This window comes from Aeromonas media, assembly GCF_000819985.1.
Lineage (GTDB): Bacteria > Pseudomonadota > Gammaproteobacteria > Enterobacterales > Aeromonadaceae > Aeromonas > Aeromonas media.
The window spans coordinates 57,862-82,781 of the sequence record NZ_CDBZ01000226.1 but is presented as its reverse complement, the minus strand read 5'-3'; the positions used below and the strand labels follow the sequence as shown (position 1 = coordinate 82,781).

The following is a 24,920-nucleotide window of genomic DNA, read 5'->3' as shown; positions in this document are numbered from 1 at the left end:
TTAACTGATCAGCATTGCGGGATGATCCCGGGCTTTTCATTGCCTGCCGTGCAGGCTTATTTGCCGATGCAGAAGCTGGAGAAGATGCGACCCAGCAGATCGTCCGAGCTGAACTCGCCGGTGATCTCGCTGAGGGACTCCTGGGCCAGGCGCAGCTCCTCGGCCACCAGCTCGCCGGCCACGAAGACCTCGAGCTGCTCCCTGGCCACCAGCAGCCGCTCGGCGGCGCGCTCCAGGGCGTCCAGGTGGCGGCGGCGAGCCATGAAGCCCCCCTCTGTGTTGCCCTGGAAGCCCATGCAGGCTTTCAGGTGCTCGCGCAGGGCGGGCAGCCCCAGCCCGGTCTTGGCGGAGATGCGGTAGACGGCGTGACCCAGCTCCTGACTCGGAGCCAGATCCTCGCCGGTCAGGTCGGCCTTGTTGCGCACAACTGTGAGACCGATCTTTTTTGGCAACCGATCAACAAATTCCGGCCAGATCTCCCGCGGGTCGACCGCATCCGTGGTGGTGCCATCCACCATGAAGAGCACCCGGTCGGCCTGCTCTATTTCGGCCCAGGCACGCTCGATGCCGATCTGCTCCACCTTGTCCTGGGTATCGCGCAGGCCGGCGGTATCGATGATGTGCAGCGGCATGCCATCCAGATGGATGTGCTCGCGCAACACGTCGCGGGTGGTGCCGGCGATTTCGGTGACGATGGCGGATTCGCGCCCTGCCAGGGCGTTGAGCAGGCTGGATTTGCCGGCGTTGGGACGACCGGCGATCACCACCTTCATCCCTTCCCGCAGCAGGGCGCCTTGCTTGGCTTCGCCGCGCACCGCATCCAGCTCTGCCATGATGCCGTACAGATCCCCCGCCACCTTGCCGTCTGAGAGGAAGTCGATCTCCTCATCCGGGAAGTCGATGGCGGCCTCCACATAGATGCGCAATCGGGTGAGACTCTCCACCAGCTGCTGGATCTTGCCGGAGAACTGTCCCTGCAGGGAGTGCATGGCACTGCGGGCCGCCTGCTCGCTGGAGGCTTCGATCAGATCGGCGATAGCTTCGGCCTGGGCCAGATCCAGCTTGTCGTTGAGGAAGGCGCGCTCGCTGAACTCGCCGGGACGAGCAGGGCGGATGCCCTCGATTTGCAGAATGCGGCGGATCAACATGTCCAGGATGACGGGGCCGCCGTGGCCCTGCAGCTCCAGCACATCCTCGCCGGTGAAGCTGTTGGGGGCCTTGAACAGCAGGGCTATGCCTTGATCCAGAGGCTGGCCCTGCTCGTCCTTGAACGGCAGATATTCGGCATAGCGCACCCTGGGCAGTCGACCGAGTACGATTTCGGCGACTCGTTCGGCGGCGGGGCCCGAGACGCGGACTATGCCGACGCCACCCCGGCCGGGGGCGGTGGCCTGGGCCACGATGGTATCTGTTGTCATCTTGCTTGACTCATTTGTTCGCTGATGGTTCACAGCAGTGGGGTCATTGTAATAAAAAAGGCGGCCCGAAGGCCGCCTCTTTTGTCATCCATCTTGCCATCGGGAACGATTAGCTGCGGGTATGCAGGCCTTTCTTTTCCAGCTGACGATAGATGATGGTCTGCTGGGTGATGGAGATGACGTTGCTCACCAGCCAGTACAGGGTCAGACCTGCCGGGAACCAGAGGAACATGAAGGTGAAGATGATCGGCATGAACTGCATCACCTTCTGCTGCATCGGGTCCGTGATGGTGGTCGGGCTCATCTTCTGCAGATACCACATGGAGGCACCCATGAGGATTGGCAGCACGAAGAAGGGGTCCTTCACCGACAGGTCGGTAATCCACAAGGCGAACGGCGCGTGACGCAGCTCGACAGACTCCATCAGTGCCCAGTACAGGGCGATGAAGATGGGCATCTGCACCAGGATCGGCAGACAGCCACCGAGCGGGTTGACCTTCTCCTTCTTGTACAGCTCCATCATGCCCTGAGACATCTTCTGGCGATCGTCACCGAAGCGTTCCTTGAGCGCCGCCAGCTTGGGCTGGAGCATGCGCATCTTGGCCATGGAGGTGTACTGGGCCTTGGTCAGCGGGAACATGATGCCGCGAACCAGCAGGGTCAGCATGATGATGGCTACACCCCAGTTCTGGACGAAACCGTGGAACACGGTCAGCAGCCAGTGCAGCGGTTGGGCGATGAACCAGAGCCAGCCGTAGTCGACGGTCAGGTCCAGGTGGTTTGCCACCTTGGCCATCTGATCCTGCAACTTGGGACCGACCCACAGCTTGCCGCTCACTTCGGCCTGCTGACCTGCAGCCACGTCAACCAGCGGCGCCTTGTAGCCTATGATGGCCTGGTCTTTACCCGGGATCACGCGGCTGTAGAAGCTGTTGGTGTCCTCGGCATTCGGTGCCCAGGCTGAGACGAAGTAGTGTTGCAGCATGGCGACCCAACCACCCTTGGTGGTCTTGTTCAGGTCGGCATCCTTCATCTCGTCGAAGGTGTACTTCTTGTAGCGGGTATCTTCGCTGGAGAAGGCACCACCACGGTAGGCGCTGGCCACCATGGCATGACCTTCCTGGTCCTTCGGCGTGGTCACGGTCTGCTTCAGCTGACCATAGAACTGCACCTGAACCGGCTCGGCAGACTTGTTGTCGATCTTGTAATCGACACCGATGGCGTAGTCACCGCGCTTGAGCACGAACTCCTTGGTGAAGACGACGCCCTTGCTGTCGGTCCAGGTCATCGGTACGACGACTTGATCCTGACCGTCGGCCAGCTGGTAGCTGGTCTGGGCGGCTTCATAGGTGGGACGACCCTGGGGCTGGCTGTCCGGGCCATCGCGACCCACCAGACCACTCTGGGCAACATAGAGGTGCGCAGGCTGGCTGGTCAGCAGGGTAAATGGCTGTTCCTTGCCTTCTTCCAGCTTGTGGGCCAGCAGTTCGGCAGAGACGATGTCACCGCCCTGGGTATCCAGGGTCAGCTTGAGCACGTCGGAGGAGACGGTGACCAGCTTGCGTGCGGTGGTGGCGTTGGCTTGCTCGGAAACCTGAGGAATATCACCGGTCTGACCGGCTTCAGGTACGAAATGTTCGGTTTGGGCCACGGTAGTCGGGGCCGGCTTCGGAGCCTTGTCGGACTCCCACTGTTGCCAGAGCAAGAAGCTCACGAACAGCAAACCGATCAGGAGTAAATTGCGTTGTGATTCCATAGTCTTCAGTTTCTTCGCTTTGGTTGCGGAACCGGGTCATAACCACCCTCGGATAAGGGATGGCATTTTAATAGACGTTTGCTGGCTAACCAAACGCCTTTTATGAAACCGTGAAGTCGGATTGCTTCTATCGCAAATTGGGAACAAGTCGGGGTGAAACGGCAGCGCGGCCCGAGCAGGGGACTAATGATTAGCTGATACAGGCGTATCAGTTTGATAGCTACCCATTGCAACGGCGTGACAGAGTGCGCCATAGCTTTTCCAGTAACTTGAACAGCTCTTCGTTGTCCATCTCCTTCACGCCACCCTTGGCTATGACGACGATGTCGATAGCGGGCAGATTGGCTTGATTGAGACGGAAGCTCTCCCGTACCACTCGTTTGACACGGTTACGCCAGACGGCACGCTTGAGTGCTTTTTTGGGCACAGCTAGGCCAAGACGGGGGTGTTCGAGGGAATTGGGGCAAGCAAGAAGCGTAATTTGCGGAGAAGCGGCCCGGACAGGCTCGGCGAAAACGCGTTTGAAGTGTTCGGGAGTTAACAGACGTAACTCCCGAGAGAAGGTGTGCTGGGTAGGCATTAGACTACCAGGCGGGCACGACCCTTGGCACGACGAGCGGCCAGAACTTTGCGGCCGTTGGCAGTAGCCATGCGAGCGCGGAAACCGTGAGAGCGCTTGCGCTTCAGGTTGGACGGTTGAAAAGTACGTTTCATGATTCGATTCCGTATTTCTGTACAGTTTTGATTGTCACACTTAGCCGACGCGCCAGCTATAGCGTGTGACGACTAGCAAAAGAGGCCGAATTCTAAACAGAGTTCGGCTTCTCGTCAATCCGCCGTTCCCTCTCATCTTCTTCTGGCTCAACAATAAGCAGGAGAAGCTGGCAGGATCCAGAGGATCAAGGGCCCCGAATTATACTGGCAACCCCGGGTTAAACAAGGATCCACCAAGAAAAAAGGCGGCCAGGCCGCCAAAGAGAGAGCTATTTAAGCACTTTTCGCAGGAACTCCCGGGTGCGGGGATCCTGCGGATCGACCAATATCTGATCCGGCGGGCCCTGTTCGACGATCCGGCCCCCCTCCATGAAGATCACCCGGTCTGCGACATCACGGGCAAACTCGATCTCGTGGGTCACCACCACCATGGTCTGATGCTGGCGGGCAAGCTCCTTCATCAGCCCCAGCACCTCGTCGACCCATTCGGGATCCAGGGCCGAGGTGGGCTCATCGAACAGGATGACCTTGGAGTGAGCCGCCATGGCGCGGCCTATGCCGACCCGCTGCTGCTGGCCGCCGGAGAGGGAGGCCGGATAGGCATCCTGCTTGTCGGCGAGGCCGATGTCCTTGAGGATGCCAAGGGCGGTGGCACGGGCCTCCGCCTTCGGCTGTTTCCAGACGGTGATCAGCCCCTCGGCTATGTTGTCCAGCGCCGTCTTGTTGGCAAACAGGGCATAGTTCTGGAACACGAAGGAGGCTCGCTTGCGCAGCTCAATGGCCTGCTGCTCGCTGGCATGGGCCAGATCCAGCTGCAGATCATCGATGGCAAGGGTGCCTGCATCCGGGGTCTCCAGCAGGTTGAGACAGCGCAGCAGGGTTGACTTGCCGGTGCCAGAGGGGCCGATGATGACGACAATGTCACCCTTCTTCACCTCCAGATCGATGCCGTTCAATACCTGATTGCCGTCATAGGCCTTGGAAAGACCCGTTAACTTGATCATGACAGGTCTCCTTTAACAGGCGCGGCCGTTGAGAGGTACTTCCAGCCTGTGCCGCAAATGGGTAATGGCGTGTTCATCATCGCTGGCATCCTCTTAGTAAGCACGATTGAGGCGTACTTCCAGCAGGTGCTGCAAGCGGGTGAAGAAGATGACTACCACCCAGTAGACCAGGGCCACTGCCATGAAGCTCTCGAAGAACTTGAAGGAGGAGGCCGCTTCCATCTGCGCCTTGCCCATTATCTCCGCCACTCCCAGGGTAAACGCCAGTGAGGTGCTCTTGATCATGTCGATGAAGTAGTTCATCAACGATGGTGTCGCGATGCGGGCAGCTTGCGGCAGTATGATCCGCTGCATCGCCTGCAGCCGGCTCATGCCGATGCTGAGAGCGGCTTCCATCTGGCTCTTGTGGATGCCGAGAATGGCGGCCCGGATCGACTCGGCCATGTAGGCGGCGAAGTGCAGGGTCAGACCTATGATGGCGGCGGTAAAGGCATCCATTCCCACGAAGATCGGAAACAGTTGCGGCAGCCCGTAGTAGAGCAGGAACAGCTGGACGAGCAGGGGGGTCCCCCGGAAGAACGAGATATACAGCATCGCCAGCCAGTGAATTGCGGGAACGCGAAACACTCGTACTATCGCCAGGATCAGCGACAGTACGAGTGCCAATACGAATCCCCACAGGGCCATTTCCATAGTAGTGCCCAGGTATTTGAGCAGGATGGGAAACAGCCCTAGCGTGTACTCGAGATCAAATTCCATCATTTATTTGCTGGTGATGTCCGCTGCGAACCATTTTTCCGAGATCTTGGTCAGGGAGCCGTCTTTGCGCATGGCGGTCAGGGCTTCGTCGACCTTCTTCAGCACGGCCTGTTTTTCCGGGGTCTTCAGGAAGGGCAGGGCGTTCTCGATAGTTTCGAACGGTGCGCCTGCCTGCTGCAGCGGCAGCTTGGATTCCTTGATCAGCTGGGCGGTGGAGACGCGGTCCATCACGAAGGCATCGATGCGACCCAGGGCGACGTCCTGCTCGAAGCTGGAGTCATAGGTACGGATGTCGATCTTCTTGTTGGGGTCGTTCTTGCGCAGCAGCTCTTCGAAGTTGGAGCCCAGGTTCACCGCAACTGTCTTGCCTTCCAGATCCTTGAGACCGTGGATGGTGCTGTTGCCCTTGCGCACTACTATCTGGGCGCCGTCATAGACGTAAGGCTGGGAGAAGGCGTACTTGGCCTTGCGCTCGTCGGTAATGGTGATCTGGTTGGAGATGGTATCGACGCGACCGGTTTCCAGCATGCCGAACAGGCCTGAGAAGCTGGCGGTGACGAACTCGACCTTGTAACCGGTGCGCTCACCGATCTGGTTCCACATGTCCACCTCGAAGCCCTGCAGCTTGTCCTGCTTGACGAAGGTGAACGGGAAATACTTGCCGGACATGCCGACCTTGATGGTTTCCTGGGCGATGGCCTGGCCGGACAGGCTGGCCAGCAGAATGGCGGCGCCGGAAATCAGCTTGATGGTGGTTTTCATGGGGATTCCTCTCTCTGTAGTTCTGTATTTTTAGTTGTAATCACGGGTTGGCGCTGATGTTATTGGAATAAAATATAAAGAATAAATGATATTTGGTTATATAAAATAACCGCAGCAGCAGGCTCTCATTCTGTCCACATCACCGGTCGGTGGCTGTGGGTAACTTTGGGGATGAAATCAGATCCTGGGGCGTTGGATCCTTGAAAGTCAAGGATCTTATTTGCTGGATCCGTGCGGCGGCAACTGGAGATCCAGCCACTAAAAACGTAGAATAGCCGGTCTTTACTTAATCAATTGACGGGAGTCTAGAGTGACTGCTTCGCTATGGCAGCAGTGCCTTAACCGGCTGCAAGATGAGTTGCCCTCGGCAGAATTCAGCATGTGGATCCGGCCGCTTCAAGCGGAGTTGAGTGACAATACTCTGACCCTGTATGCACCGAATCGCTTCGTTCTGGACTGGGTACGCGACAAGTACCTGCTCCGGGTCAATGGCATCATCAACGAGCTGTGCGGAGCCGATGCTCCCACCCTGCGTTTTGACATCGGTAATCGTCCCCATCCCGTCGCGGTCGCAAGAGCGCCGGCGCGCGGTGTCGATCCTGTGAATAACTCTCACAAGAGCTGGGAAAGCAAGGCTGAAACCAAGCCCGAGCCGAACCACAAGAGCAACACCAACGTGAACTACACCTTCGAGAATTTCGTCGAAGGTAAGTCCAACCAGTTGGCCCGTGCGGCGGCCCGTCAGGTGGCCGACAATCCGGGTGGCGCTTACAACCCGCTGTTCCTCTATGGCGGCACCGGTCTGGGCAAGACCCACTTGCTGCACGCCGTTGGCAACGCCATCAAGGAACGCAAGAAAGACGCCAAAGTCATCTACATGCACTCCGAACGGTTCGTGCAGGACATGGTGAAGGCGCTGCAGAATAACGCCATTGAAGAGTTCAAGCGTTATTACCGTAGCGTCGATGCCCTGCTCATCGATGACATCCAGTTCTTCGCCAACAAGGAGCGCTCCCAGGAGGAGTTCTTCCATACCTTCAACGCCCTGCTCGAAGGCAACCAGCAGATCATCCTGACTTCGGATCGTTACCCGAAGGAGATCAACGGTGTCGAAGATCGCCTCAAGTCCCGCTTCGGCTGGGGCCTGACGGTGGCGATCGAACCGCCCGAGCTGGAGACCCGCGTCGCGATCCTGATGCGCAAGGCGGACGAGAACCAGATCCATCTGCCGGACGAAGTGGCCTTCTTCATCGCCAAGCGTCTGCGCTCCAACGTCCGTGAACTGGAAGGCGCCCTCAACCGGGTGATCGCCAACGCCAACTTCACCGGCCGTGCCATCAACATCGACTTCGTGCGCGAGGCGCTGCGCGACCTGCTGGCTTTGCAGGAGAAGCTGGTCACCATAGACAACATCCAGAAGACGGTGGCGGAGTACTACAAGATCAAGCTGGCGGATCTGCTGTCCAAGCGTCGTTCCCGCTCCGTTGCCCGCCCGCGTCAGCTGGCGATGGCACTGGCCAAGGAGCTGACCAACCACAGTTTGCCGGAGATAGGGGATGCCTTTGGTGGCCGTGACCACACCACTGTTCTTCATGCCTGCCGCAAGATCGAGCAGCTGAAGGAGGAGAGTCACGACATCAAGGAAGACTATTCCAACCTGATCCGTACCCTTTCGTCCTGATAACGGAACGGAGTGGACAGATGGGGCTCGAATATTCCAACCTGATCCGAAAATTTTCCTCCTAATCACAACGGAGAGCACAGATGCAGCTCGAAATTAGCCGTGAGGCCCTGTTACGTCCTCTGCAACTGGTGTCCGGTGCCCTGGGTGGCCGGCCGACCCTGCCCATCCTCGGCAACGTCCTGCTCGATGTCAGCAATGGCCTGCTGTCGCTGACCGGGACAGATCTCGAGGTGGAGATGATAGGCCAGGTCTATCTCAGTAGCGACAGCCAGGATGGTCGCACCACAGTGCCGGCCCGCAAGTTGCTGGATATCTGCCGCGGCCTGCCGGAAGGGGCGGATATCCGTCTCAACACCGAAGGCGAGCGGTTGATAATCCGTTCCGGCCGCTCCCGCTTCAATCTCTCGACCCTGCCGGCGACCGAGTACCCGAACATCGAGGACTGGGAATCCGTGCTCGAGTTCGACATCAGTCAGCTGGAGCTGAAGAAACTGATCGATGCGACCCAGTTCTCCATGGCCAGCCAGGATGTGCGTTACTACCTGAACGGCATGCTGTTCGAGAGCGAGGGCCATGGCCTGCGCACCGTCGCCACCGACGGTCACCGCCTGGCCACCTGCCGCCGCGAGGTTGTCGGGGAATCGCTGCCCGATCATCAGGTCATCCTGCCCCGCAAGGGTGTGCTGGAGCTGGTGCGCCTCCTGGAGGCGGAAGACAAGCCGGTGCGCTTGCAGGTCGGTCGCAGCAACCTGCGTGCCGCCCTGGATGGCTTCATCTTCACCTCCAAGCTGGTGGATGGCCGCTTCCCTGACTGGCGTCGTGTCATTCCCCGGGGGAGCGACAAGGCCCTGATCGCCGGTCGTGAGGATCTGCGCCAGGCCTTCGCCCGTGCCGCCATCCTCTCCAACGAGAAATTCCGTGGGGTGCGTCTCAATCTGCAGGAAAACCTGCTGCGCATCACCGCCAACAACCCGGAACAGGAAGAAGCCGAGGAGTTGCTTGACGTACAATATGCCGCTGGCGAGATGGAGATCGGCTTCAACGTCTCCTATGTGCTGGACGTGCTGAATACGTTAAAATGTGACCAAATCCGGATCAGCCTGAGCGATTCCATCAGCAGTGCCATTATTGAGGATTTTGACAGCCAAGATGCCCAGTATGTGGTGATGCCGATGCGGATCTAGTCGTGTCCCTGGTCAAACTCCAGCTCAGCGACTTTCGCAACATCCAGCATGCCAGTCTCGCGCTGTCCCCCGGCCTCAATATTCTGGTCGGGTGCAATGGCAGCGGCAAGACCAGTGTGCTGGAAGCCATTCATTACCTCGGTCTCGGTCGTTCTTTTCGTACTCACCTGACCGGGCGGGTCATCCGCCAGGGGGAGAGGGCCTTTACCCTGTTTGCCCAGTGTGAGCTGGAAGGGCGTCAGGTGCCCATTGGGCTTGCCAAGGACAAGGGGGGCGAGACCCAGCTCAAGATCGCCGGGGCCCAGGCCCAGCGATTAGCCGATCTGGCAGAGCTGTTGCCGGTGCAGTTGATCCACCCCGATGGCTTCAACCTGCTGACCGGCGGGCCTCAGGCTCGCCGGGCCTGGCTGGACTGGGGCGTCTTCCATCAGGAGCCGACCTTCTTCTCCCTGTGGGGACGGGTGCGGCGTCTGCTGAAACAGCGCAATGCTCTGCTGCGCCAGAGCAGCCAGTATCGCCAGCTGGCGTTCTGGGATCAGGAGCTGGTGCGGCTCGGGGGTGAACTGGCGGAGTTTCGCGCCAGTTATTGTCAGGCCATTACCCCCCTGATCAAGGAGATGACGGCGGATTTTTTGCCGGAATTCGACATCAGCCTCGGTTTCTATCGGGGCTGGGAGAGAGAGACTCCCCTCGGCGACTTGCTGGAGGCGGGGTTCGAGCGGGATCGTTCGCTGGGGTACACTGGGGTCGGTCCGCAGAAGGCGGATGTGCGGCTCAAGGCGAACGGGGTACCCGCTCAGGATATTTTGTCCAGGGGTCAGTTGAAGTTGCTGGTCTGTGCCATGCGACTGGCTCAAGGGCTCTATTTGAATCAACATAGCAGCCGTGGCTGTATTTTTTTAATTGACGATTTTGCCTCTGAACTGGATGTCGACAAACGTCGCCTGCTGGCCGCAAGGCTGAAGCAGTGCGCGTCCCAGGTGTTTATCACCGCCATCGATACCGGTCAGCTCGCAGACATGATGGATGCGAGTGACTGCAAGCTGTTCCACGTGGAACAAGGCAAGATCTCCGAAACGTTAGAGAAGGCAGAGAGTAAGCTATGAGTGAAAATACTTACGACTCCTCGAATATCAAGGTGCTGAAGGGCCTGGATGCGGTCCGCAAGCGCCCGGGGATGTATATCGGCGATACGGATGATGGCTCGGGCCTGCACCACATGGTGTTCGAGGTCGTCGATAACTCCATTGACGAGGCTCTGGCTGGCTACTGCTCCGATATTCAGGTCAAGATCCATTCCGACGGTTCCGTCTCCGTGCGTGACAACGGCCGGGGTATTCCGGTCGATATGCACGAGGAGGAGGGCCGCTCCGCCGCCGAAGTCATCATGACGGTGCTGCACGCCGGCGGCAAATTCGATGACAACTCCTACAAGGTATCCGGCGGCCTGCACGGCGTGGGTGTCTCCGTGGTGAACGCCCTCTCTGACAAGCTGCTGCTGACCATACGTCGCAACGGCCACGTCTACGAGCAGACCTATCACCTGGGTGAGCCGCAGGCGCCGCTCAAGCAGATTGGCGACAGCACGGGCACAGGTACCGAAGTCCGCTTCTGGCCGAGCCCGACCATCTTTACCGATACCCTGTATCACTACGAGATCCTGGCCAAGCGTCTGCGTGAGCTCTCTTTCCTGAACTCCGGTGTTTCCATCCGCCTGATGGACGAGCGGGATGGCCGCGAGGCTCACTTCTGCTACGAGGGCGGCATCAAGGCCTTCGTCGAATACCTGAACCAGAACAAGACCCCGATCCATCCCAAGGTGTTTCACTTCACCACCGAGCAGGATGGCATCGGCGTCGAAGTGGCGATGCAGTGGAACGACGCCTATCAGGAAGGGGTCTATTGCTTCACCAACAACATCCCGCAGCGGGATGGGGGCACCCACCTGGTGGGCTTCCGTACCGCGCTGACCCGTACCCTGAACTCCTACATGGACAAAGAGGACTACAGCAAGAAGGCCAAGTCTGCCGCCAGTGGCGACGACGTCCGTGAAGGCCTGATTGCGGTCATCTCCGTCAAGGTGCCTGACCCTAAGTTCTCCTCCCAGACCAAGGACAAACTGGTCTCTTCCGAAGTGAAGACTGCCGTTGAACAGGCAATGGGCGAGAAGTTGGCGGACTTCCTGCTGGAAAACCCGGGCGACGCCAAGATCGTGGTCAACAAGATCATCGATGCGGCCCGTGCCCGTGAAGCGGCCCGCAAGGCCCGCGAACTGACTCGCCGCAAGGGTGCTCTGGACATCGCCGGTCTGCCCGGCAAGCTGGCTGACTGCCAGGAGAAAGATCCGGCCCTCTCCGAACTCTACATAGTGGAAGGGGACTCTGCTGGCGGCTCCGCCAAGCAGGGTCGCAACCGCAAGAACCAGGCTATCCTGCCGCTCAAGGGCAAGATCCTGAACGTGGAGAAGGCCCGCTTCGACAAGATGATCTCCTCGCAAGAGGTAGGCACCCTGATCACGGCGCTGGGCTGCGGTATCGGTCGCGACGAGTACAACCCGGACAAGCTGCGCTACCACAACATCATCATCATGACGGATGCGGACGTCGATGGTGCGCACATCCGTACCCTGCTGCTGACCTTCTTCTACCGTCAGATGCCGGAGATCATCGAGCGTGGCTACGTCTTCATCGCCCAGCCGCCGCTCTACAAGGTCAAGAAGGGTAAGCAGGAGCAGTATCTGAAAGACGAAGATGCGCTGCTGCAGTACCAGACCTCTATGGCGCTGGACGGTGCTACCCTGCACGTCAACGAGTCTGCCCCGGCTATCGGTGGCGAGGCGCTGGAGCGTCTGGTCAACCAGCACCGTGCCGTCTCTCACCTGATCACCCGCATGTCCCGCCGCGCCCCGGATGCCGTGCTGACCCAGCTGATCTATCAGCCTGAGTTGAACGAGACCCTGCTGGCCAGCGAGAGCGATCTGCTGGCCTGGTGCCAGGGAATGGAAGCCGTGCTCAACGAAAGCAACCACGGCATCCAGTACCAGATCCAGGTTCGTCGTGACGAAGAGCGCAGTCTGTTCGTGCCCCACGCCGTGGTACGTCAGCACGGTGTCGACCGCGAATACCCGCTCAGCTACGACTTCCTGCAGTCCGGTGAATACCGTCAGCTGGTCTCCCTGGGCAAGGAGATCGCCAACCTGATCGAGGATGGCGGTTTCATCAAGCGTGGCGAGAAGGTGAAGCCGGTGGCCAACTTCGTGGAAGCCGTCGACTGGCTGATGGGCGAAGGCAAGCGTGGCATCTACATCCAGCGTTATAAAGGACTGGGCGAGATGAACCCGGATCAGCTGTGGGAAACCACCATGGATCCGGAAGCCCGTCGCATGCTGCGCGTCACCATAGACGACGCCGTCGGTGCTGACCAGCTCTTCTCCACCCTGATGGGTGATGCGGTCGAACCCCGTCGTGACTTTATCGAGACCAACGCCCTGCGGGTCGCCAACCTCGACGTCTAATCGACTCGGTCAGACAGTAAAAAGCCGCTCCTTGTGAGCGGCTTTTTTGTTTTCAGGGAGAGGGAAATAGCACGTTCCACGTGAAACATGAAACCACCTTGGTGTTGATAATTCCGGCTCAGCCTAGTCCCGGTGCCAGGCAGTAGAGGCGCAGGCGATGGCCATCGGGATCAAGCGCCATGCCGGTATAGCCAAACTCCATCCGGGTCGGCTGCTGGATGATGGTCAGGCCGTGAGCCTGCCATTCGGCCAAGCCCGTATCGACACTGGTTTCGTCGGGCAGCGGGAAGGCCAGCTCCATGGCCCCTGCACTCTGGGTAGCTGCGGGTTCGACGGTGGCGTTGGACCAGAGCGCCAGTTTTGCTCCAGATTCGAACGCGAACATGGCAAAGGTGGGGGACTCCTCTACCGGCGGGCGGCCGAATAGCTCGTGATAGAAGCGGGCGCTGCGCGCCGGATTGGCGACATAGAGAATGGTGAGTGGTGGGACTAACAACATGGTGACGCTCCTTGTTTCGGGGAGGGCGCATCTGCGCCGACCCCGTCAGCATGGCGTCACCTGCTGTCAGTTTCTGTCAGCAATGAATTTGGGTTGCGGGATCTGCTGGGTGGCGCGCCATGCTTTCAGCAAGCTCTCTCTGTTTTTGGGATAGCGGCTCTCTTCCTGTTTCATCCAGGTGATGCGATCTACCCGAAAGTGACGAAAGCCCTGGCGCAGCTGGCACCAGGCGACCAGTACCCGCACCTGTTCGAAGTAGCCGAGGGCAAAGGGCCATACGGTGCGCTCCGAACTCTCCTCCTTGAGATCCCGATAGCTCAGGGTTACCTTGCGCTGCTGGCGGATGGCGCTGCGCAGTGGAGCCTCGTCGACGGGGCTGTCGCCGCGAGAGGTGCCGATCAGCAGGGCATTGCTTTGGAGCTGCTGGCGATAGTCGGCGGGCAACACGGCTTCTATCTTGGCCAGCGCACTGCTGGCCGATGCACTCAAGGCGCTGTCGCCGTGGGCGACCACCCAGCGCGACCCCAATACCAGCGCATCCAATTCCTCCTCGCTGAACATCAGCGGCGGCAGCATGAAGCCGGGGCGCAGTACATAGCCGATACCCGGTTCCCCCTCGATATGGGCGCCTTGCGCCTGCAGGGTGGCGATGTCCCGATAGAGGGTGCGCAGACTGATGCCAAGCCGGCTGGCCAGCTCTGTGCCTGTGATGGCGTAGCGGTGGCCGCGTAGTAGCTGGAGCAGGGCCAGCAGGCGTTCGGAACGGGACATGGGATGTATCCTCGGGATTTTTGGTTATCCTGCCATAGCGGGTTGATATGGGCCGCCAGAGTATCCAGGGTATGGGGTTCGGCCAGATGAGCGCGCAGATGATCGAGCAACTGGTTCATCCTGGTATCGCGGGTGGAGGCGGGAACCGGCTGCTCGATAAACTGGGCCTGACCTCCTTCCCGGTAGGGCGGGATCACCAGCCGCCGCGCCACCTTGTTGGCGATGGCCGAGCCGTAGTACTGCCGCACCAGATAGAGGCAGCAGTCCAATCCGGCCGCGGTGCCTGCCGAGGTGACCAACCCCTCGTCATCCACATAGAGAGCATTGGTATCGAGTTGCACGGCGGGAAAGCGGCTCATGAAGTCTTGCTCGTACTCCCAATGGGTCGAGGCCCTGCGTCCCTCCAGCAGGCCGGCATAGGCCAGTACATAGGTGCCGAGACAGAGTCCGACCAGCCGGGCGCCTCTGGCTCTGGCGGCGATCAGGGCATCGAGTAGCGCCACGGGCGGCCGAACTGCCGGATCGTGCCAGAAGGGGATGACGATGATGTCCGCCTCTGTCAGCCCCTCCAGCCCATAGGGTGCCTGAATGGTGAAACCTTGTGTCGAATGGGAATGGATGCTGGCGTCACCACAGCAGAGCCTGAGCTCGAACAGCGGCTGACCCGGCAGGATATCGCCGAAAATGAGGCAGGGGACTGCGCAGTGAAAAGGGCTGAAGTGATCGAAGGTCACCACGGCAACGATGGGGGAAGGCATGGCGTTGGCATCCTCTCTGCGCAGAGCAATCATCATAAGCGTTTGCAGCCGAAAGCCTAAGGGCCATGCTCGATGTTCGGCATGGCCCTGTTAGTTACAGTGAGAGAGCCTCGCCATCCTCCGGCACTCGTACCCGATCCGTCATGCCTCGATCTGTCAGATAGGTGCGCAGCTCCTGGCGTGACAGCACGGCGTGGTTGACCGCTTCCATGTGGCTGGCGATCAGGGTGGCCTGTGGTGCAGCCTGATATACGGCGGCGACATCCTCCTTGCCCATGATGATGGAACCGAGCCCCGGCACCTGGGCATCACCGCAGTTGAGGATGATCACCTCGGGCTGGTGCAGTTGCAGGGCCTGTTTCACCTGAGCATTCCAGACTGTATCACCGGCCAGATAGAGACTCGGCTCATCTGGGTGGGAGAAGACCACGCCGCACACTTCACCCATGCGCTCGCCCAGTACCGCCATCAGTTGATCGCTGCCGTGCTGGCCACTGGTCTGCTGCAGGTGTATACCGGCAAATTCGGCCTGCTCGCTCAGCAGGCGGACATCCTCAAAGCCACTGGCACGAATGGCATCGGCATCTTTCTGATGTTGTACAAAGAGCGGCAGATGCTTGGGGACCAACGTTCTGGCGGCATCATCCCAGTGGTCAGGATGATCGTGGGTGACAATAACGGCATCCACATCGACAAGCTCATCGATCGGCAGCGGCAGCTCGACCAGTGGATTGCGCAGCTGGCTGTTGGCGGTGCCCTCAAAGCCGGGGAAGGCACCCTTGGCTGAGAGCATGGGGTCGATCAGAAAGCGGGTGCCGGCATAGTCGAGCAGCAGGGTGGCGTTGCGAACCTGGGTAATCTTCATGGGATGGTTCCATATTGGCTGGTGTATATGCAACCCATTATGGGGGGCGGAGCGCGTTGCCATCAGTGGCCCATGGGTCGATTATCATCACTATCGGGCCAACAGGGTGATGTGCTAAAGGTCGGCGCGGCCATTTAAAAAATCTTAAAAAAATCCCTTGAAAGGAAAACGTGAGCCCCTATATAAGTAACAAGGCCGGAACGCTCGACAGAGGTTTCGACCAGGAGCCCGTCCATATGGAGGGCAAACAATCCGTTATCGCTCACAAGAGGGTAATACTATGCGTTCTATCGACTTTTCTCCGCTCTATCGTTCTGCCATTGGTTTCGATCGTCTGGCCAATCTCATCGAATCTGCGGCCAGCAATGGCAATGCTGGTTATCCCCCCTACAACATCGAGCAGCTGGGTGACAACGACTACCGCATCAGCATGGCGGTGGCGGGCTTTACCCAGGAAGAGCTGGAGCTGAGCTTCCAGGAAAATCTGCTGACGGTGAAAGGCAACAAGCAGGCTGACACCGAGCGCCACTATCTCTATCAGGGCATAGCCGAGCGCGGCTTCGAGCGTCGCTTCCAGCTGGCCGACTATGTGCGGGTGAAAGGGGCCGATCTCAAGAATGGTCTGCTGCACATCGATCTGGCCCGTGAAGTGCCCGAGGCGATGAAGCCCCGCAAGATAGAGATCAACGGCTGACAGCCTGAACTCACTGCGATTTTCACATTTCCCGGGTGCCGATGACGGGCCTGTGGAGAGTCAAACCTGTTGCTTATTAGAAGGATAGGATTATGCGTAACCTCGATTTTTCTCACCTATCTTCCAATGCCGTCGGCTTCGAGCGGATGGCCCGCGAGCTGGAAGGCCTGTTCGACCAGAAGGCGGCGGCCTATCCACCTTACAACATCGAGAAGCGGGAGCATGACGGCTACCGCATCACGGTCGCGGTGGCTGGCTTCGAGCGCGACGAGCTGGAGCTGGAGACCGAAAACGGCACCCTCAAAGTGAAGGGGCGCAAGGCCGTTGCGGCTGGCGAGCGTCAGTTCCTCCATCAGGGGATTGCCGAGCGTGACTTCGAGCTCGCCTTCAAGCTGAGCCAGCACGTGGAGGTTAAAGGTGCCAGACTGGAGCATGGTCTGCTGACCATAGATCTCGCCCGCGAATTGCCGGAGGCACTCAAGCCTCGCGCCATCCCCATCGGCAAACCCGATCAGCTGGCGCTGCCGAGCTAAGCCGGGAATGTCAGGCCGGGGAGCCTGACACCAGAGACGAGAAAGGCCTGCGATTGCAGGCCTTTCTTTTATCTGCAGGCAAGTCAGCTGCCGCGGTAAATGGCGTTGATCTCGTCCGCCAGTATGGCGATGCCGCGCCGCACCAGCTCCTCGCTCTGGGAGTAGTTCAGGCGGATGCACTCCTGACTGTGGCGCCATTCGGGATCGTCGATGCCGGGGAAGAAGTAGTGACCCGGCACTATCAGCAGGTTCTTCGCCTTCAACCGCTCGTAGAGCTCCTGACAGTGGATCGGCAGGCCTTCGAACCAGAGCCAGAGGAAGAGGGCGCCTTCCGGCTTGTGGATGTGGAAGCGCGGATCGGGAATGGCTTCTCGCAGCAGCTGGACCGCGAAGTCAGCCTTCTGCTTGTAGAAGGGTTTCACCACCTGCTCACTCAGGGCGATGATCTCGCCGCTCTCTATCATGGGGATGGTGATGGCGGGCCCCAGGCTGCCCGGTGCCAGGTTGATGATGCCGCTCAGGTTGGTGATGGCCTGGATGATCTTCTCGTCGGCGATGACGATGCCGCAGCGGGTGCCCGGCAGGCCCAGCTTGGAGAGGCTCATGCAGAGTATGGTGTTGGCATTCCAGAACGGCTTGGCCTCGCTGAAGATGATGCCGGGGAAGGGCACACCGTAGGCGTTGTCGAGCAGCAGCGGGATCCCCTTGTCGCGGGCGATCTGATCCAGATGCTCTATCTCTTCATCGGTCAGCACGTTGCCTGTGGGGTTGGTCGGGCGGGAGACGCAGATCACCCCTATGTCGTCGCCCACCTCCAGGCTCTCGAAATCCACATGGTATTTGAACTGGCCGTCGGCCAGCTTCTCTATGGTGGGCTTGTAGGCGACGAAGTGATCCTCCGCCAGGGCCGAGTCCGCATAGCCGATGTATTCGGGGGCCAGGGGGAAGAGCACCTTCTTCTTGCGGCCATCGGCGAACTCGCCGGCCAGCAGGTTGAACAGATAGAAGAAGGCATTCTGGCTGCCGTTGGTCAGGGCTATGTTGCGGGCCGAGATGTCCCAGCCCAGCTCTCTCTTGAGCAGGGCGGCCAGCGCCTTGGTGAACCTGTCCTTGCCTTGCGGGCCATCGTAGTTGGCCATGGCCTTGATCAGCTCGCCATTGTCGAGCAGCTGCTTGGCCTCGGTCTGAAAGCGTTCCAGCATGGCGGGGATGGGGGCCGGATTGCCGCCTCCCAGCATGATGGCGTCCGGATTGAGCAGCCCCTGATTGAGGTCATCCATGAGTTGGGTAATACCGGCGTGGCGAGTGAACTTCTCGCCGAACAAGGAGAATTCCATTCGGTGACAGATCCAGAGTCAGTTACGGGGGAGCTAGCACCATAGCTCAGTTTAAAAGCGGGTGTCGATCAAAATCATGGGACGTTCCACGTGGAACGGGCCCAGGAAAATGGATGTGGTAAAAATAACCACTTATGGGTTTCAAAATAACCGACAAGATGGGAAGGAATGCCTCAAATGATATCTGTTTTGATTTTATTTAAACAAAATCAACTGTTTATATAGTTGGCACGACTATTGGAATAACTCTCTGGTCATCTCAACCATACCGGAGCAAACCAGATGAAGACCCTGATCGCCACCCTGATAATGAGCACCCTGAGCCTGAATGTCATGGCAACTGAAAACCTCAGACCTGAGCTGGATACCGCCAAACTGGGGCAGGAAATGCTGGCCCAGCAGCAGCAGGCATCCCGGGCTGTGGTGCTGGATGCCCTCAGCAACTTGAAGCCACTGGCGCTCGATACCCTGGTGGTAGAAGCTAGCTCGGCTGATGCGACTCACCCCGAGAGTTGAGGTAACGCAGGGGAGTTTGTCCCGTGTGTTGCTTGAAGAAGCTGATGAAGGCGCTGTCGCTGGAAAACTCCAGCGCAGTGGCAATCCGGCTGATGGGCACGGCCTCGGCCAGCAGCTCCATGGCGCGCAACAATCGCCACTGCTGGCGCCAGGCCTGATAGTTCATGCCGGTCTCCTTCATGAAGATGCGGCCTATGGTCTTGTCACTGGCACCCACCCGCTCGGCCAGCCGGTTGAGCCGCTCGGGCAGGATGTTGCCCCGCTTTATCTCCTGTAGCCAAGCCCCCAGTCGCGCATCCGTTGGTAGTGGCAGTTGCCAGGTTTCCCGCGGTGCTTGCGCCAGCTCCTCCATGAACAGCGCCAATGTCAGGCGCTGTTCCGCTTCAGGCTTATTCCATGGCCAGAGCGCCATTCGTTCAATGATTTCCCGCAGCAGTGGATTGACTGCCACCACCTGCACGCTGGCTGGCAGCTCTGGCTGTGGCGTGAAGTAAAGGGAGCGATAGGCCACCACACCGCGCATCAAAACCTGATGGGGCACACCAGCCGGCAGCCAGGCCGCCCGGCTGGGTGGCAACAGATAGACTTGGTTGCCCAGCTCTATCGTCATGCACCCGGCCTGGGCAAACAGCAGCTGGTGGCATTGATGCACATGTTGGCCGGAATCATGCCAACCCAGCGCGGAGGCAATGCCGATCACGCCGCCATTCAGGCGGTCGGGGTCGAAAGGGTGATCGGGAAGAATAAAGGCCATGTGTCCGATTCTTGATGTATATAGTCCTGCTTATTGTAATCAGACAATCGGCATCTCTCTAGAATGACGACCTCTTGTGAAGGAGGTTTGTCATGAACAACAAGTTGCCACCGCTCTGGCTGGTGGTGGGATTGATGATGTTCCCCCAGATAGTGGAGACCATCTACAGCCCGGCGCTGACCCAGATCGCTACCCAGTTCAGGGTGAGCGACGGGCAGGCCTCCCAGACCCTGTCGGTCTATTTTCTGGCGTTTGCCGTGGGTGTGGTCTGCTGGGGTCGGCTCTGTGATTTGATAGGGCGGCGCCCGGCCATGCTGGCCGGTCTGTTGACCTACGGACTCGGTACCTTGCTGGCGTTGCTGGCGACCGAATTTGAAACTTTGCTGCTGGCCAGGATCATCTCGGCCTTTGGGGCCGCCGTGGGATCGGTCGTGACCCAGACCATGCTGCGTGACAGCTACCAGGGCAGTGATTTGGCCAAGGTCTTCTCTGTGATGGGGGCGGCCCTGTCCATCAGCCCTGTGCTGGGGCTGGTGAGTGGTGGTCTGCTGGCCGAGCAGTTTGGTTATCTGGGGGTCTTCAGCGGCCTGATGGTGCTGGCCCTGGTGCTGGGATTGATCGCCAGTTGGCGGTTGCCGGAAACCCGTCCAGAAACCACGACCAGTATTGCCCTGTGGCCACTGGCGTGCCGGATGGCTCGGGATGGTGGACTCTGGCGCAGCGCCCTGCTAGTCGCCCTGTTCAATACCATGCTGTTCGGTTACTACAGCCTAGCGCCCTTTCTGTTCGCAGAGCAGGGGTGGAGTGCCAGCGAGTTTGGTTATTCCGGTGCCGTACTGGCGTTGGCGACCCTGCTCGGCAGCCTGCTGAACAAGCGCCTGCTGGGCAAAGGGTGGCAACCGGCCTCACTCATCCAGTTGGCCGCATCGCTGGCACTGGGAGCGGGTGCTGCAGTGTGGGTTAGTCAGAGTTCGCTCTGGTTCCTGCTGCCCATGATGGGCGTTGTGGTGGCCTACGGTATCGCTATCCCCAACGTATTGAGTCAGGCCTTGCTGGCTTATCGGGAGGTGGCAGGCAGCGCCGGTGCCCTGTTCGGGCTGGCCTACTACCTGCTCCTCAGCCTGGGGCTGGCGTTGGCCGCCGGTTTGCAGGATCTGGGTCTGCTGATCCTTGGCTGTGGTCTGGTGGCCGTACTGTGCAGCGGACGGCGTTCCACGTGAAACGTCAGCTACCGATAAAACGGTAACCGATACCGGGTTCGGTTTCGATCAGACTGGGTTGCTGGGGGTTATCCCCCAGCTTCTTGCGCAGGCTGGCGATGACGATGCGCAGATAGTGGGTATCTTCCTTGTGGCTTGGCCCCCAGATGTCGTTGAGCAGCTGGGTCTGCATCACCAGCTTGCCGGGGTGACACACCAGGGCCTGCAGCAGGGCGAACTCCTTGCGAGACAGGGAAATCTCTTCATCCTTCATGGTCACCTTGTGACTGCCGGTATCCAGGCTCAGACCACATTGCGGGAAGTGGCGGCATTCGCCGCTGCTGACCCCGGCTCGCTGGCGCAGCAAGGCGCGGATGCGGGCCATCATCTCCCCGATGCCGAACGGCTTGCTCATGTAGTCGTTGGCCCCCGCATCCAGCAGCCGTACCTTCTCCTGTTCCGAATCCCGAGCCGACAGTACCAGCACTGGGTTGGGCTGGTGCTCGCGGATGGCCTGCAAGATCTGGATACCGTCCCCGTCCGGCAGACCGAGATCCAGGATCACCAGATCGGGATTGAGGTGGCGATACTGCGCCAGCCCTTCGTTGACACCCACCGCCTCGCTCACCTGGTGCCCTTCGGCAATCAGGCTGATCCGCAGAAAGCGACGAATGGCCGCTTCATCATCTATGACCAGGATATGAGCCATCTAACCTCCAGAGGCGAGTGTTGAAGGGTCAGGAACCCGAAATGTACGCATCATACCTCAGGTGAGTTGAGGGAGAGCGGCAGTGAGATGCGCATGCAGGTGCCGTTGCCGTTGGGGCCGGCAAATGCCCAGATGCGACCACCGTGGGCCTCTATCATGGCGCGGGAAATGGCGAGTCCAAGTCCGGTGCCGCGACTGCCGCAATCCCCCACCGGCTGGGTGTAGAACAGATTGAAGATCTTGTCCCGATCCGATTCCGCGATGCCAACCCCGATATCGATGATGTCGATGATGAGGTCGGGGTCCGCCAGCATCACCTTGAACTCTATGGGGGTGCCGGCTGGCGAGTAGCGGGAGGCGTTGTCGAGGATGTTGACCAGCACCTGCTCGATCAGGGCGCCATGCACATAGAGCTGTGGGATCTGCTGATCGAAGTGGATCAGCAGCCTGTGCTGGCGCCAGGAGGAGTCCAGCCGCTTGCGGGCACTCTCCACCAGGTCGGCGAGGTCGACCCACTCCCGCTTCAGCTGGAAGTCCGGGGAGCCGATGCGGGTCATGTCCAGCAGGTTCTGCACATAGCTGTGCAGGCGGCGCGCCTCCTCCTGCACCGAGTGGAGCAGCTCGTTGCGATCCTCGGCACTGATCCGGTCACCGTATTCCAGCAGTGTGCTGCCGGCCCCCATGATGGTGGCGAGCGGTGTCTTCAGATCGTGGGAGACCGAGGAGAGCAGGGCGGCACGCATCCGATCCGTCTCCGCCTGCAACTGGCTGTCGGCCAACCGCTCGTTGAGATCGATCCGCGCCAGGGCGGCACGGATGTCGGTGAGCAACGCCTGCAACTGGTGCTCGGCGGAGGAGACGAGTGGGCTGGCCAGCCGGATCCCCAGCACCAGTTCATCGGTGAGGTGGTGGTACTGGGCCTCTGCCGCATTGAGGGTGGCGGTGTGAGCCCCCGCGCTCTGCTTCTGGGCTAGGCACCAGTCGATGGCGGCCTTGTCGGTCTGGCCAGGTCCCCGCACCTCGTCTCCGGCCCTGTATTGGTACTCCTCATCCAGGGCGAACACGGGTTGTCCCAGGGCCAGGGAGATGGCCTGGGTACCCTGCCTGAGCACCTCCACCGGGCTGCTGGCGGTGGCCAATCCCTGGCTGAGAGAGAGCAGGGCGTTGCCAAGCTGCTGGGTCTCGCGCAAGCCCACCAGTTGCTGGCGCTGGCGGGAGGCGAGCCGCCCGGCCGTCATGCCGACGATGAGCAGCACGAACAGATTGAGCAGGTCGCTGTGGTTGGCGACGCTCAGGGAGAAGTAGGGGGCGGTGAACAGCAGGTTGTGGCCGACGAACCCCAGCACGGCCGCCAGGATGGCGGGCACCAGGCTGGTGGAGAGGGCAGTGGCGAGCACCCCCAGCACGAACAGCAGTGGCAGGGAGGCGGAGGGTAGCCAGTGAGAGAACCCCCAGGCGATGGCCGAGGTCGTTCCCATGATCAGCAGGGCCAGCAGGCTTTGGCGGATCTCCCTGGGGCCTGCAGGGTGCAGCTTCAGGCTGGGTTTGCGCTTCCCGGTGTCCACCAGTGTGATCTCGAATCCCTGCGCCTGTTTCAGCAGGTGTTGCACCAGGGAGCGGCGCCAGGGTGGGCTGTGGGGCTTGCCAAGCAACAGTTGTGAGACTTGCTGCTGTTCGGCTGTCTCCAGCAGGGCGTCGGCGACCGCCGGGCTGGAGAGCGTAAGCACCCTGGCACCCAGCTGGGAGGCCAGCGCCAGCGCCTGCTCCAGCTCAGGGGAACGTTGCCCCTTGCTGTCGATGTGTACCACCAGCCAGGGCAGCTGGCGGCGCTGGGCGAAACGGTGGCCGTAACGTACCAGGGCGGCCCCGTGTTGATCCCCGAGGCAGACCATCAGCTTGCCCCGCAGCGGCAGTGTGGTCTTGCCCGCCGCCTGCCACTGCAGTTGCAAATCCCCTTCCACGTGGCTGGCGGCAGTCTGCATCGCCAGCTCGCGCAGGGCGGTCAGGTTGTTGAGAGAGAAGAAGGATTGCAGGGCGGCCTTGGCCTGATGGGGCACATAGACCTTGCCCTCCTTGAGCCGGCCAAGCAGCTCCTTGGGGGGCAGGTCTATGAGGACTATGCTGTCCGCCTCCAGCAGTACCTGATCGGGCAGGGTCTCCTTGACCCTGACCCCGGTCAGTTGCCACACCAGATCGTTGAGGCTTTCCAGGTGCTGAACATTGAGGGTGGAGTAGACGTCGATGCCGGCGCCGAGCAACTCCTCCACATCCTGCCAGCGTTTCTCGTGGCGGCTGCCGGGAGCATTGGTGTGGGCCAGCTCATCCACCACTACGATGGCGGGCTTGCGTTCGAGCAAGCCATCCAGGTCCATCTCCTCCAGTCGTTGCTGGCGGTGGTGATGCAGCTTGCGTGGCTGGATGGCGAGCTTGTCGAGCAGCGCCAGGGTCTCCTGGCGCCCGTGGGTCTCGACCACGCCGATGAGAATGTCGACTCCTTCCCTGGCCTGTTCCCGCACCGCCTGCAACATGGCGTAGGTCTTGCCTACGCCGGGGGCGGCGCCGAGAAAGACCTTCAGCTTGCCCTTGTGTTCCTGTTCCAGGCTTGCCAGCAAGGCGTCGGCCCGAGCCTCATCACGCATCCATGTACTCCTGCTTCATGCCTGCCAGCAAGGTACCCGCCTGTACCTCATCACGCATTCCCGTGCTCCTGCTTCATGCTTGCCAGCAAGGCACCCGCTTTTACCACATCACGCATCATCATCCTTATGGAGCAACTGCCGGCTCGGTTCGACAATCTGGGTCGCCCTCCAACTCGGGGCAGCCTGGCGCGCCATCATGCGTCCTTGTGCTGATCGAGCAACAGATTCAACTGGAGTATGTTGACCACCTGGGGGCCAAGGATACCAGCTTGTGTCGACGACTTGACCTGCTCCGTCAGGGAAGCGGGATCCAGCCCGCGTTGCTTGGCGACGCGATCCACCTGGGCCAGCACGGCATCCAGGGGCAGGTGGGGATCCAGGCCCGAACCTGAGCGGGTCAGCATGGCGGGGGACTGGTCATTACCCTGTGCCTTGGCAAATTCGCTGCGCAGGGGGGAGCTCATCCCCAGGTTGCTGGCGCCGCTGCCTATGGTGGTGAAGTCGCTGGCGGAGGGACGGGAGTGGAAGTACTCCGCCCGCTCGAATTTTTGCGCCAGCAGGGCGCTGCCGATCAGCTGCTGCTTGGCATCGGTCAGCTGGCTGCCGTTGGCCTGCCAGGGGAACAACAGCTGGGCCAGTCCGGTGACGGCCAAGGGGTAGCCGACACCCAGCAGCAGGGTCAGGGTCAGCAGGGTTCTGATTGCTATCATGATTCTCTTGCTCCAAACAGATTGATGGGGTGCAGGCCAGGCTTGCACCCGTTATGTGGTTACACCAGACCCAGGCCTGTGATGACCAGGTCGGTCAGCTTGATGCCCATGTATGGGGGCACGATCTGGCTGTGGATACCA

At 60.1% G+C, this 24,920-nt stretch carries 24 protein-coding genes and 1 pseudogene; 8 read left to right on the top strand and 17 right to left on the bottom strand.

Annotated elements, in window-relative coordinates; all coding sequences use genetic code 11:
* Window positions 1-56 precede the first annotated feature (56 nt).
* The 8 genes from mnmE to BN1127_RS20510 form a co-directional block, all read right to left on the bottom strand.
* On the bottom strand, window positions 57-1,418 hold the full coding sequence (gene mnmE / locus BN1127_RS20540) for a tRNA uridine-5-carboxymethylaminomethyl(34) synthesis GTPase MnmE (RefSeq protein WP_042650678.1): 1,362 nt from the start codon (window positions 1,416-1,418) through the stop codon (window positions 57-59).
* 109 nt (window positions 1,419-1,527) lie between these two features.
* Entirely contained in the window at window positions 1,528-3,174 is a 1,647-nt protein-coding gene (gene yidC / locus BN1127_RS20535) for a membrane protein insertase YidC (protein ID WP_041206623.1), read from the bottom strand.
* Window positions 3,175-3,179: 5 nt separating this feature from the next.
* Window positions 3,180-3,428, bottom strand: a complete 249-nt coding sequence (yidD, locus tag BN1127_RS21920; protein WP_010672280.1) for a membrane protein insertion efficiency factor YidD — start codon at window positions 3,426-3,428, stop codon at window positions 3,180-3,182.
* Window positions 3,395-3,754, bottom strand: coding sequence for a ribonuclease P protein component (gene rnpA / locus BN1127_RS20530; RefSeq protein WP_025328882.1), 360 nt, complete (start codon window positions 3,752-3,754; stop codon window positions 3,395-3,397). Before rnpA ends, yidD begins: the two co-directional genes overlap by 34 nt.
* Window positions 3,754-3,888: a 50S ribosomal protein L34 gene (gene rpmH, locus BN1127_RS20525; protein ID WP_005307156.1), complete on the bottom strand. Its 135-nt coding sequence runs from the start codon at window positions 3,886-3,888 to the stop codon at window positions 3,754-3,756. The genes rnpA and rpmH overlap by 1 nt, the downstream gene beginning before the upstream one ends.
* Before the next feature lie 269 nt (window positions 3,889-4,157).
* Window positions 4,158-4,892, bottom strand: coding sequence for an amino acid ABC transporter ATP-binding protein (locus BN1127_RS20520; RefSeq protein ID WP_005326294.1), 735 nt, complete (start codon window positions 4,890-4,892; stop codon window positions 4,158-4,160).
* Window positions 4,893-4,985: 93 nt separating this feature from the next.
* Window positions 4,986-5,654, bottom strand: a complete 669-nt coding sequence (locus tag BN1127_RS20515; protein ID WP_082030189.1) for an amino acid ABC transporter permease — start codon at window positions 5,652-5,654, stop codon at window positions 4,986-4,988.
* Complete coding sequence (locus BN1127_RS20510) at window positions 5,655-6,413, bottom strand: amino acid ABC transporter substrate-binding protein (protein ID WP_042650677.1); 759 nt, start codon at window positions 6,411-6,413, stop codon at window positions 5,655-5,657. It abuts the gene before it with no gap.
* Window positions 6,414-6,723: 310 nt separating this feature from the next.
* On the opposite strand from BN1127_RS20510, the gene dnaA reads away from it, so the two are divergent.
* The 4 genes from dnaA to gyrB all read left to right on the top strand — a co-directional run bounded on the left by dnaA (window position 6,724) and on the right by gyrB (window position 12,795).
* Entirely contained in the window at window positions 6,724-8,094 is a 1,371-nt protein-coding gene (gene dnaA, locus BN1127_RS20505; protein WP_041206622.1) for a chromosomal replication initiator protein DnaA, read from the top strand.
* A gap of 83 nt (window positions 8,095-8,177) precedes the next feature.
* Window positions 8,178-9,281: a DNA polymerase III subunit beta gene (dnaN, locus tag BN1127_RS20500; protein WP_005326306.1), complete on the top strand. Its 1,104-nt coding sequence runs from the start codon at window positions 8,178-8,180 to the stop codon at window positions 9,279-9,281.
* Window positions 9,282-9,283: 2 nt separating this feature from the next.
* Window positions 9,284-10,387 carry a DNA replication/repair protein RecF gene (gene recF, locus BN1127_RS20495; RefSeq protein ID WP_005326309.1) on the top strand — a complete coding sequence of 368 codons (1,104 nt, stop codon included), beginning with the start codon at window positions 9,284-9,286 and terminating at the stop codon, window positions 10,385-10,387.
* Window positions 10,384-12,795 carry a DNA topoisomerase (ATP-hydrolyzing) subunit B gene (gene gyrB, locus BN1127_RS20490; RefSeq protein WP_042650676.1) on the top strand — a complete coding sequence of 804 codons (2,412 nt, stop codon included), beginning with the start codon at window positions 10,384-10,386 and terminating at the stop codon, window positions 12,793-12,795. The genes recF and gyrB overlap by 4 nt, the downstream gene beginning before the upstream one ends.
* A 118-nt stretch (window positions 12,796-12,913) precedes the next feature.
* Here the strand turns inward: gyrB and BN1127_RS20485 are convergent, their stop codons facing one another.
* From BN1127_RS20485 to BN1127_RS20465, 4 genes and pseudogenes are all read right to left on the bottom strand, one after another.
* Window positions 12,914-13,291: a VOC family protein gene (locus BN1127_RS20485; protein WP_042650684.1), complete on the bottom strand. Its 378-nt coding sequence runs from the start codon at window positions 13,289-13,291 to the stop codon at window positions 12,914-12,916.
* Window positions 13,292-13,360: 69 nt separating this feature from the next.
* A complete protein-coding gene (locus BN1127_RS20480) occupies window positions 13,361-14,065 on the bottom strand; it encodes a helix-turn-helix transcriptional regulator (protein ID WP_042650675.1) in 705 nt (234 codons plus the stop codon).
* A gap of 47 nt (window positions 14,066-14,112) precedes the next feature.
* Window positions 14,113-14,823 (bottom strand): annotated as a pseudogene (locus BN1127_RS21915) (GlxA family transcriptional regulator); the annotation flags it as partial.
* A 94-nt stretch (window positions 14,824-14,917) separates the two neighbouring features.
* Window positions 14,918-15,688, bottom strand: a complete 771-nt coding sequence (locus tag BN1127_RS20465; protein ID WP_042650672.1) for an MBL fold metallo-hydrolase — start codon at window positions 15,686-15,688, stop codon at window positions 14,918-14,920.
* Window positions 15,689-15,968: 280 nt separating this feature from the next.
* On the opposite strand from BN1127_RS20465, the gene BN1127_RS20460 reads away from it, so the two are divergent.
* Both BN1127_RS20460 and BN1127_RS20455 read left to right on the top strand, forming a co-directional pair.
* Window positions 15,969-16,382, top strand: coding sequence for an Hsp20 family protein (locus BN1127_RS20460; RefSeq protein ID WP_025325189.1), 414 nt, complete (start codon window positions 15,969-15,971; stop codon window positions 16,380-16,382).
* A 92-nt stretch (window positions 16,383-16,474) separates the two neighbouring features.
* A complete protein-coding gene (locus BN1127_RS20455) occupies window positions 16,475-16,915 on the top strand; it encodes an Hsp20 family protein (protein ID WP_042650671.1) in 441 nt (146 codons plus the stop codon).
* Between the two features lie 83 nt (window positions 16,916-16,998).
* Here BN1127_RS20455 and BN1127_RS20450 read toward each other — a convergent pair whose 3' ends face one another.
* Window positions 16,999-18,252 carry a valine--pyruvate transaminase gene (locus tag BN1127_RS20450; protein ID WP_042650670.1) on the bottom strand — a complete coding sequence of 418 codons (1,254 nt, stop codon included), beginning with the start codon at window positions 18,250-18,252 and terminating at the stop codon, window positions 16,999-17,001.
* A 282-nt stretch (window positions 18,253-18,534) separates the two neighbouring features.
* On the opposite strand from BN1127_RS20450, the gene BN1127_RS20445 reads away from it, so the two are divergent.
* A complete protein-coding gene (locus BN1127_RS20445; RefSeq protein ID WP_042650669.1) occupies window positions 18,535-18,768 on the top strand; it encodes a hypothetical protein in 234 nt (77 codons plus the stop codon).
* On the opposite strand, the gene BN1127_RS20440 is transcribed toward BN1127_RS20445, so the two are convergent.
* Complete coding sequence (locus BN1127_RS20440) at window positions 18,734-19,522, bottom strand: AraC family transcriptional regulator (protein WP_042650668.1); 789 nt, start codon at window positions 19,520-19,522, stop codon at window positions 18,734-18,736. The genes BN1127_RS20445 and BN1127_RS20440 overlap by 35 nt on opposite strands.
* Window positions 19,523-19,614: 92 nt before the next feature.
* On the opposite strand from BN1127_RS20440, the gene BN1127_RS20435 reads away from it, so the two are divergent.
* Window positions 19,615-20,742, top strand: a complete 1,128-nt coding sequence (locus BN1127_RS20435) for a multidrug effflux MFS transporter (RefSeq protein WP_042650667.1) — start codon at window positions 19,615-19,617, stop codon at window positions 20,740-20,742.
* 4 nt (window positions 20,743-20,746) lie between these two features.
* Here the strand turns inward: BN1127_RS20435 and BN1127_RS20430 are convergent, their stop codons facing one another.
* The 3 genes from BN1127_RS20430 to BN1127_RS20420 form a co-directional block, all read right to left on the bottom strand.
* The gene (locus BN1127_RS20430) at window positions 20,747-21,430 is read right to left on the bottom strand and encodes a response regulator (RefSeq protein WP_042650666.1); all 684 of its coding nucleotides are present in this window, start codon (window positions 21,428-21,430) and stop codon (window positions 20,747-20,749) included.
* Between the two features lie 50 nt (window positions 21,431-21,480).
* On the bottom strand, window positions 21,481-24,069 hold the full coding sequence (locus BN1127_RS20425; RefSeq protein WP_042650665.1) for a sensor histidine kinase: 2,589 nt from the start codon (window positions 24,067-24,069) through the stop codon (window positions 21,481-21,483).
* A gap of 194 nt (window positions 24,070-24,263) precedes the next feature.
* Entirely contained in the window at window positions 24,264-24,779 is a 516-nt protein-coding gene (locus tag BN1127_RS20420; RefSeq protein ID WP_042650664.1) for a potassium-transporting ATPase subunit C, read from the bottom strand.
* Window positions 24,780-24,920: the final 141 nt, after the last annotated feature.

Excerpts from the sequence above, each read along its gene's own strand:
- mnmE (WP_042650678.1), bottom strand. The coding sequence starts at position 1,418 with ATGACAACAGATACCATCGTGGCCCAGGCCACCGCCCCCGGCCGGGGT.
- yidC (WP_041206623.1), bottom strand. The coding sequence starts at position 3,174 with ATGGAATCACAACGCAATTTACTCCTGATCGGTTTGCTGTTCGTGAGC.
- yidD (WP_010672280.1), bottom strand. The coding sequence starts at position 3,428 with ATGGCGCACTCTGTCACGCCGTTGCAATGGGTAGCTATCAAACTGATA.
- rnpA (WP_025328882.1), bottom strand. The coding sequence starts at position 3,754 with ATGCCTACCCAGCACACCTTCTCTCGGGAGTTACGTCTGTTAACTCCC.
- rpmH (WP_005307156.1), bottom strand. The coding sequence starts at position 3,888 with ATGAAACGTACTTTTCAACCGTCCAACCTGAAGCGCAAGCGCTCTCAC.
- BN1127_RS20520 (WP_005326294.1), bottom strand. The coding sequence starts at position 4,892 with ATGATCAAGTTAACGGGTCTTTCCAAGGCCTATGACGGCAATCAGGTA.
- BN1127_RS20515 (WP_082030189.1), bottom strand. The coding sequence starts at position 5,654 with ATGATGGAATTTGATCTCGAGTACACGCTAGGGCTGTTTCCCATCCTG.
- BN1127_RS20510 (WP_042650677.1), bottom strand. The coding sequence starts at position 6,413 with ATGAAAACCACCATCAAGCTGATTTCCGGCGCCGCCATTCTGCTGGCC.
- dnaN (WP_005326306.1), top strand. The coding sequence starts at position 8,178 with ATGCAGCTCGAAATTAGCCGTGAGGCCCTGTTACGTCCTCTGCAACTG.
- gyrB (WP_042650676.1), top strand. The coding sequence starts at position 10,384 with ATGAGTGAAAATACTTACGACTCCTCGAATATCAAGGTGCTGAAGGGC.
- BN1127_RS20480 (WP_042650675.1), bottom strand. The coding sequence starts at position 14,065 with ATGTCCCGTTCCGAACGCCTGCTGGCCCTGCTCCAGCTACTACGCGGC.
- BN1127_RS20465 (WP_042650672.1), bottom strand. The coding sequence starts at position 15,688 with ATGAAGATTACCCAGGTTCGCAACGCCACCCTGCTGCTCGACTATGCC.
- BN1127_RS20460 (WP_025325189.1), top strand. The coding sequence starts at position 15,969 with ATGCGTTCTATCGACTTTTCTCCGCTCTATCGTTCTGCCATTGGTTTC.
- BN1127_RS20455 (WP_042650671.1), top strand. The coding sequence starts at position 16,475 with ATGCGTAACCTCGATTTTTCTCACCTATCTTCCAATGCCGTCGGCTTC.
- BN1127_RS20450 (WP_042650670.1), bottom strand. The coding sequence starts at position 18,252 with ATGGAATTCTCCTTGTTCGGCGAGAAGTTCACTCGCCACGCCGGTATT.
- BN1127_RS20445 (WP_042650669.1), top strand. The coding sequence starts at position 18,535 with ATGAAGACCCTGATCGCCACCCTGATAATGAGCACCCTGAGCCTGAAT.
- BN1127_RS20440 (WP_042650668.1), bottom strand. The coding sequence starts at position 19,522 with ATGGCCTTTATTCTTCCCGATCACCCTTTCGACCCCGACCGCCTGAAT.
- BN1127_RS20435 (WP_042650667.1), top strand. The coding sequence starts at position 19,615 with ATGAACAACAAGTTGCCACCGCTCTGGCTGGTGGTGGGATTGATGATG.
- BN1127_RS20430 (WP_042650666.1), bottom strand. The coding sequence starts at position 21,430 with ATGGCTCATATCCTGGTCATAGATGATGAAGCGGCCATTCGTCGCTTT.
- BN1127_RS20425 (WP_042650665.1), bottom strand. The coding sequence starts at position 24,069 with ATGCGTGATGAGGCTCGGGCCGACGCCTTGCTGGCAAGCCTGGAACAG.
- BN1127_RS20420 (WP_042650664.1), bottom strand. The coding sequence starts at position 24,779 with ATGATAGCAATCAGAACCCTGCTGACCCTGACCCTGCTGCTGGGTGTC.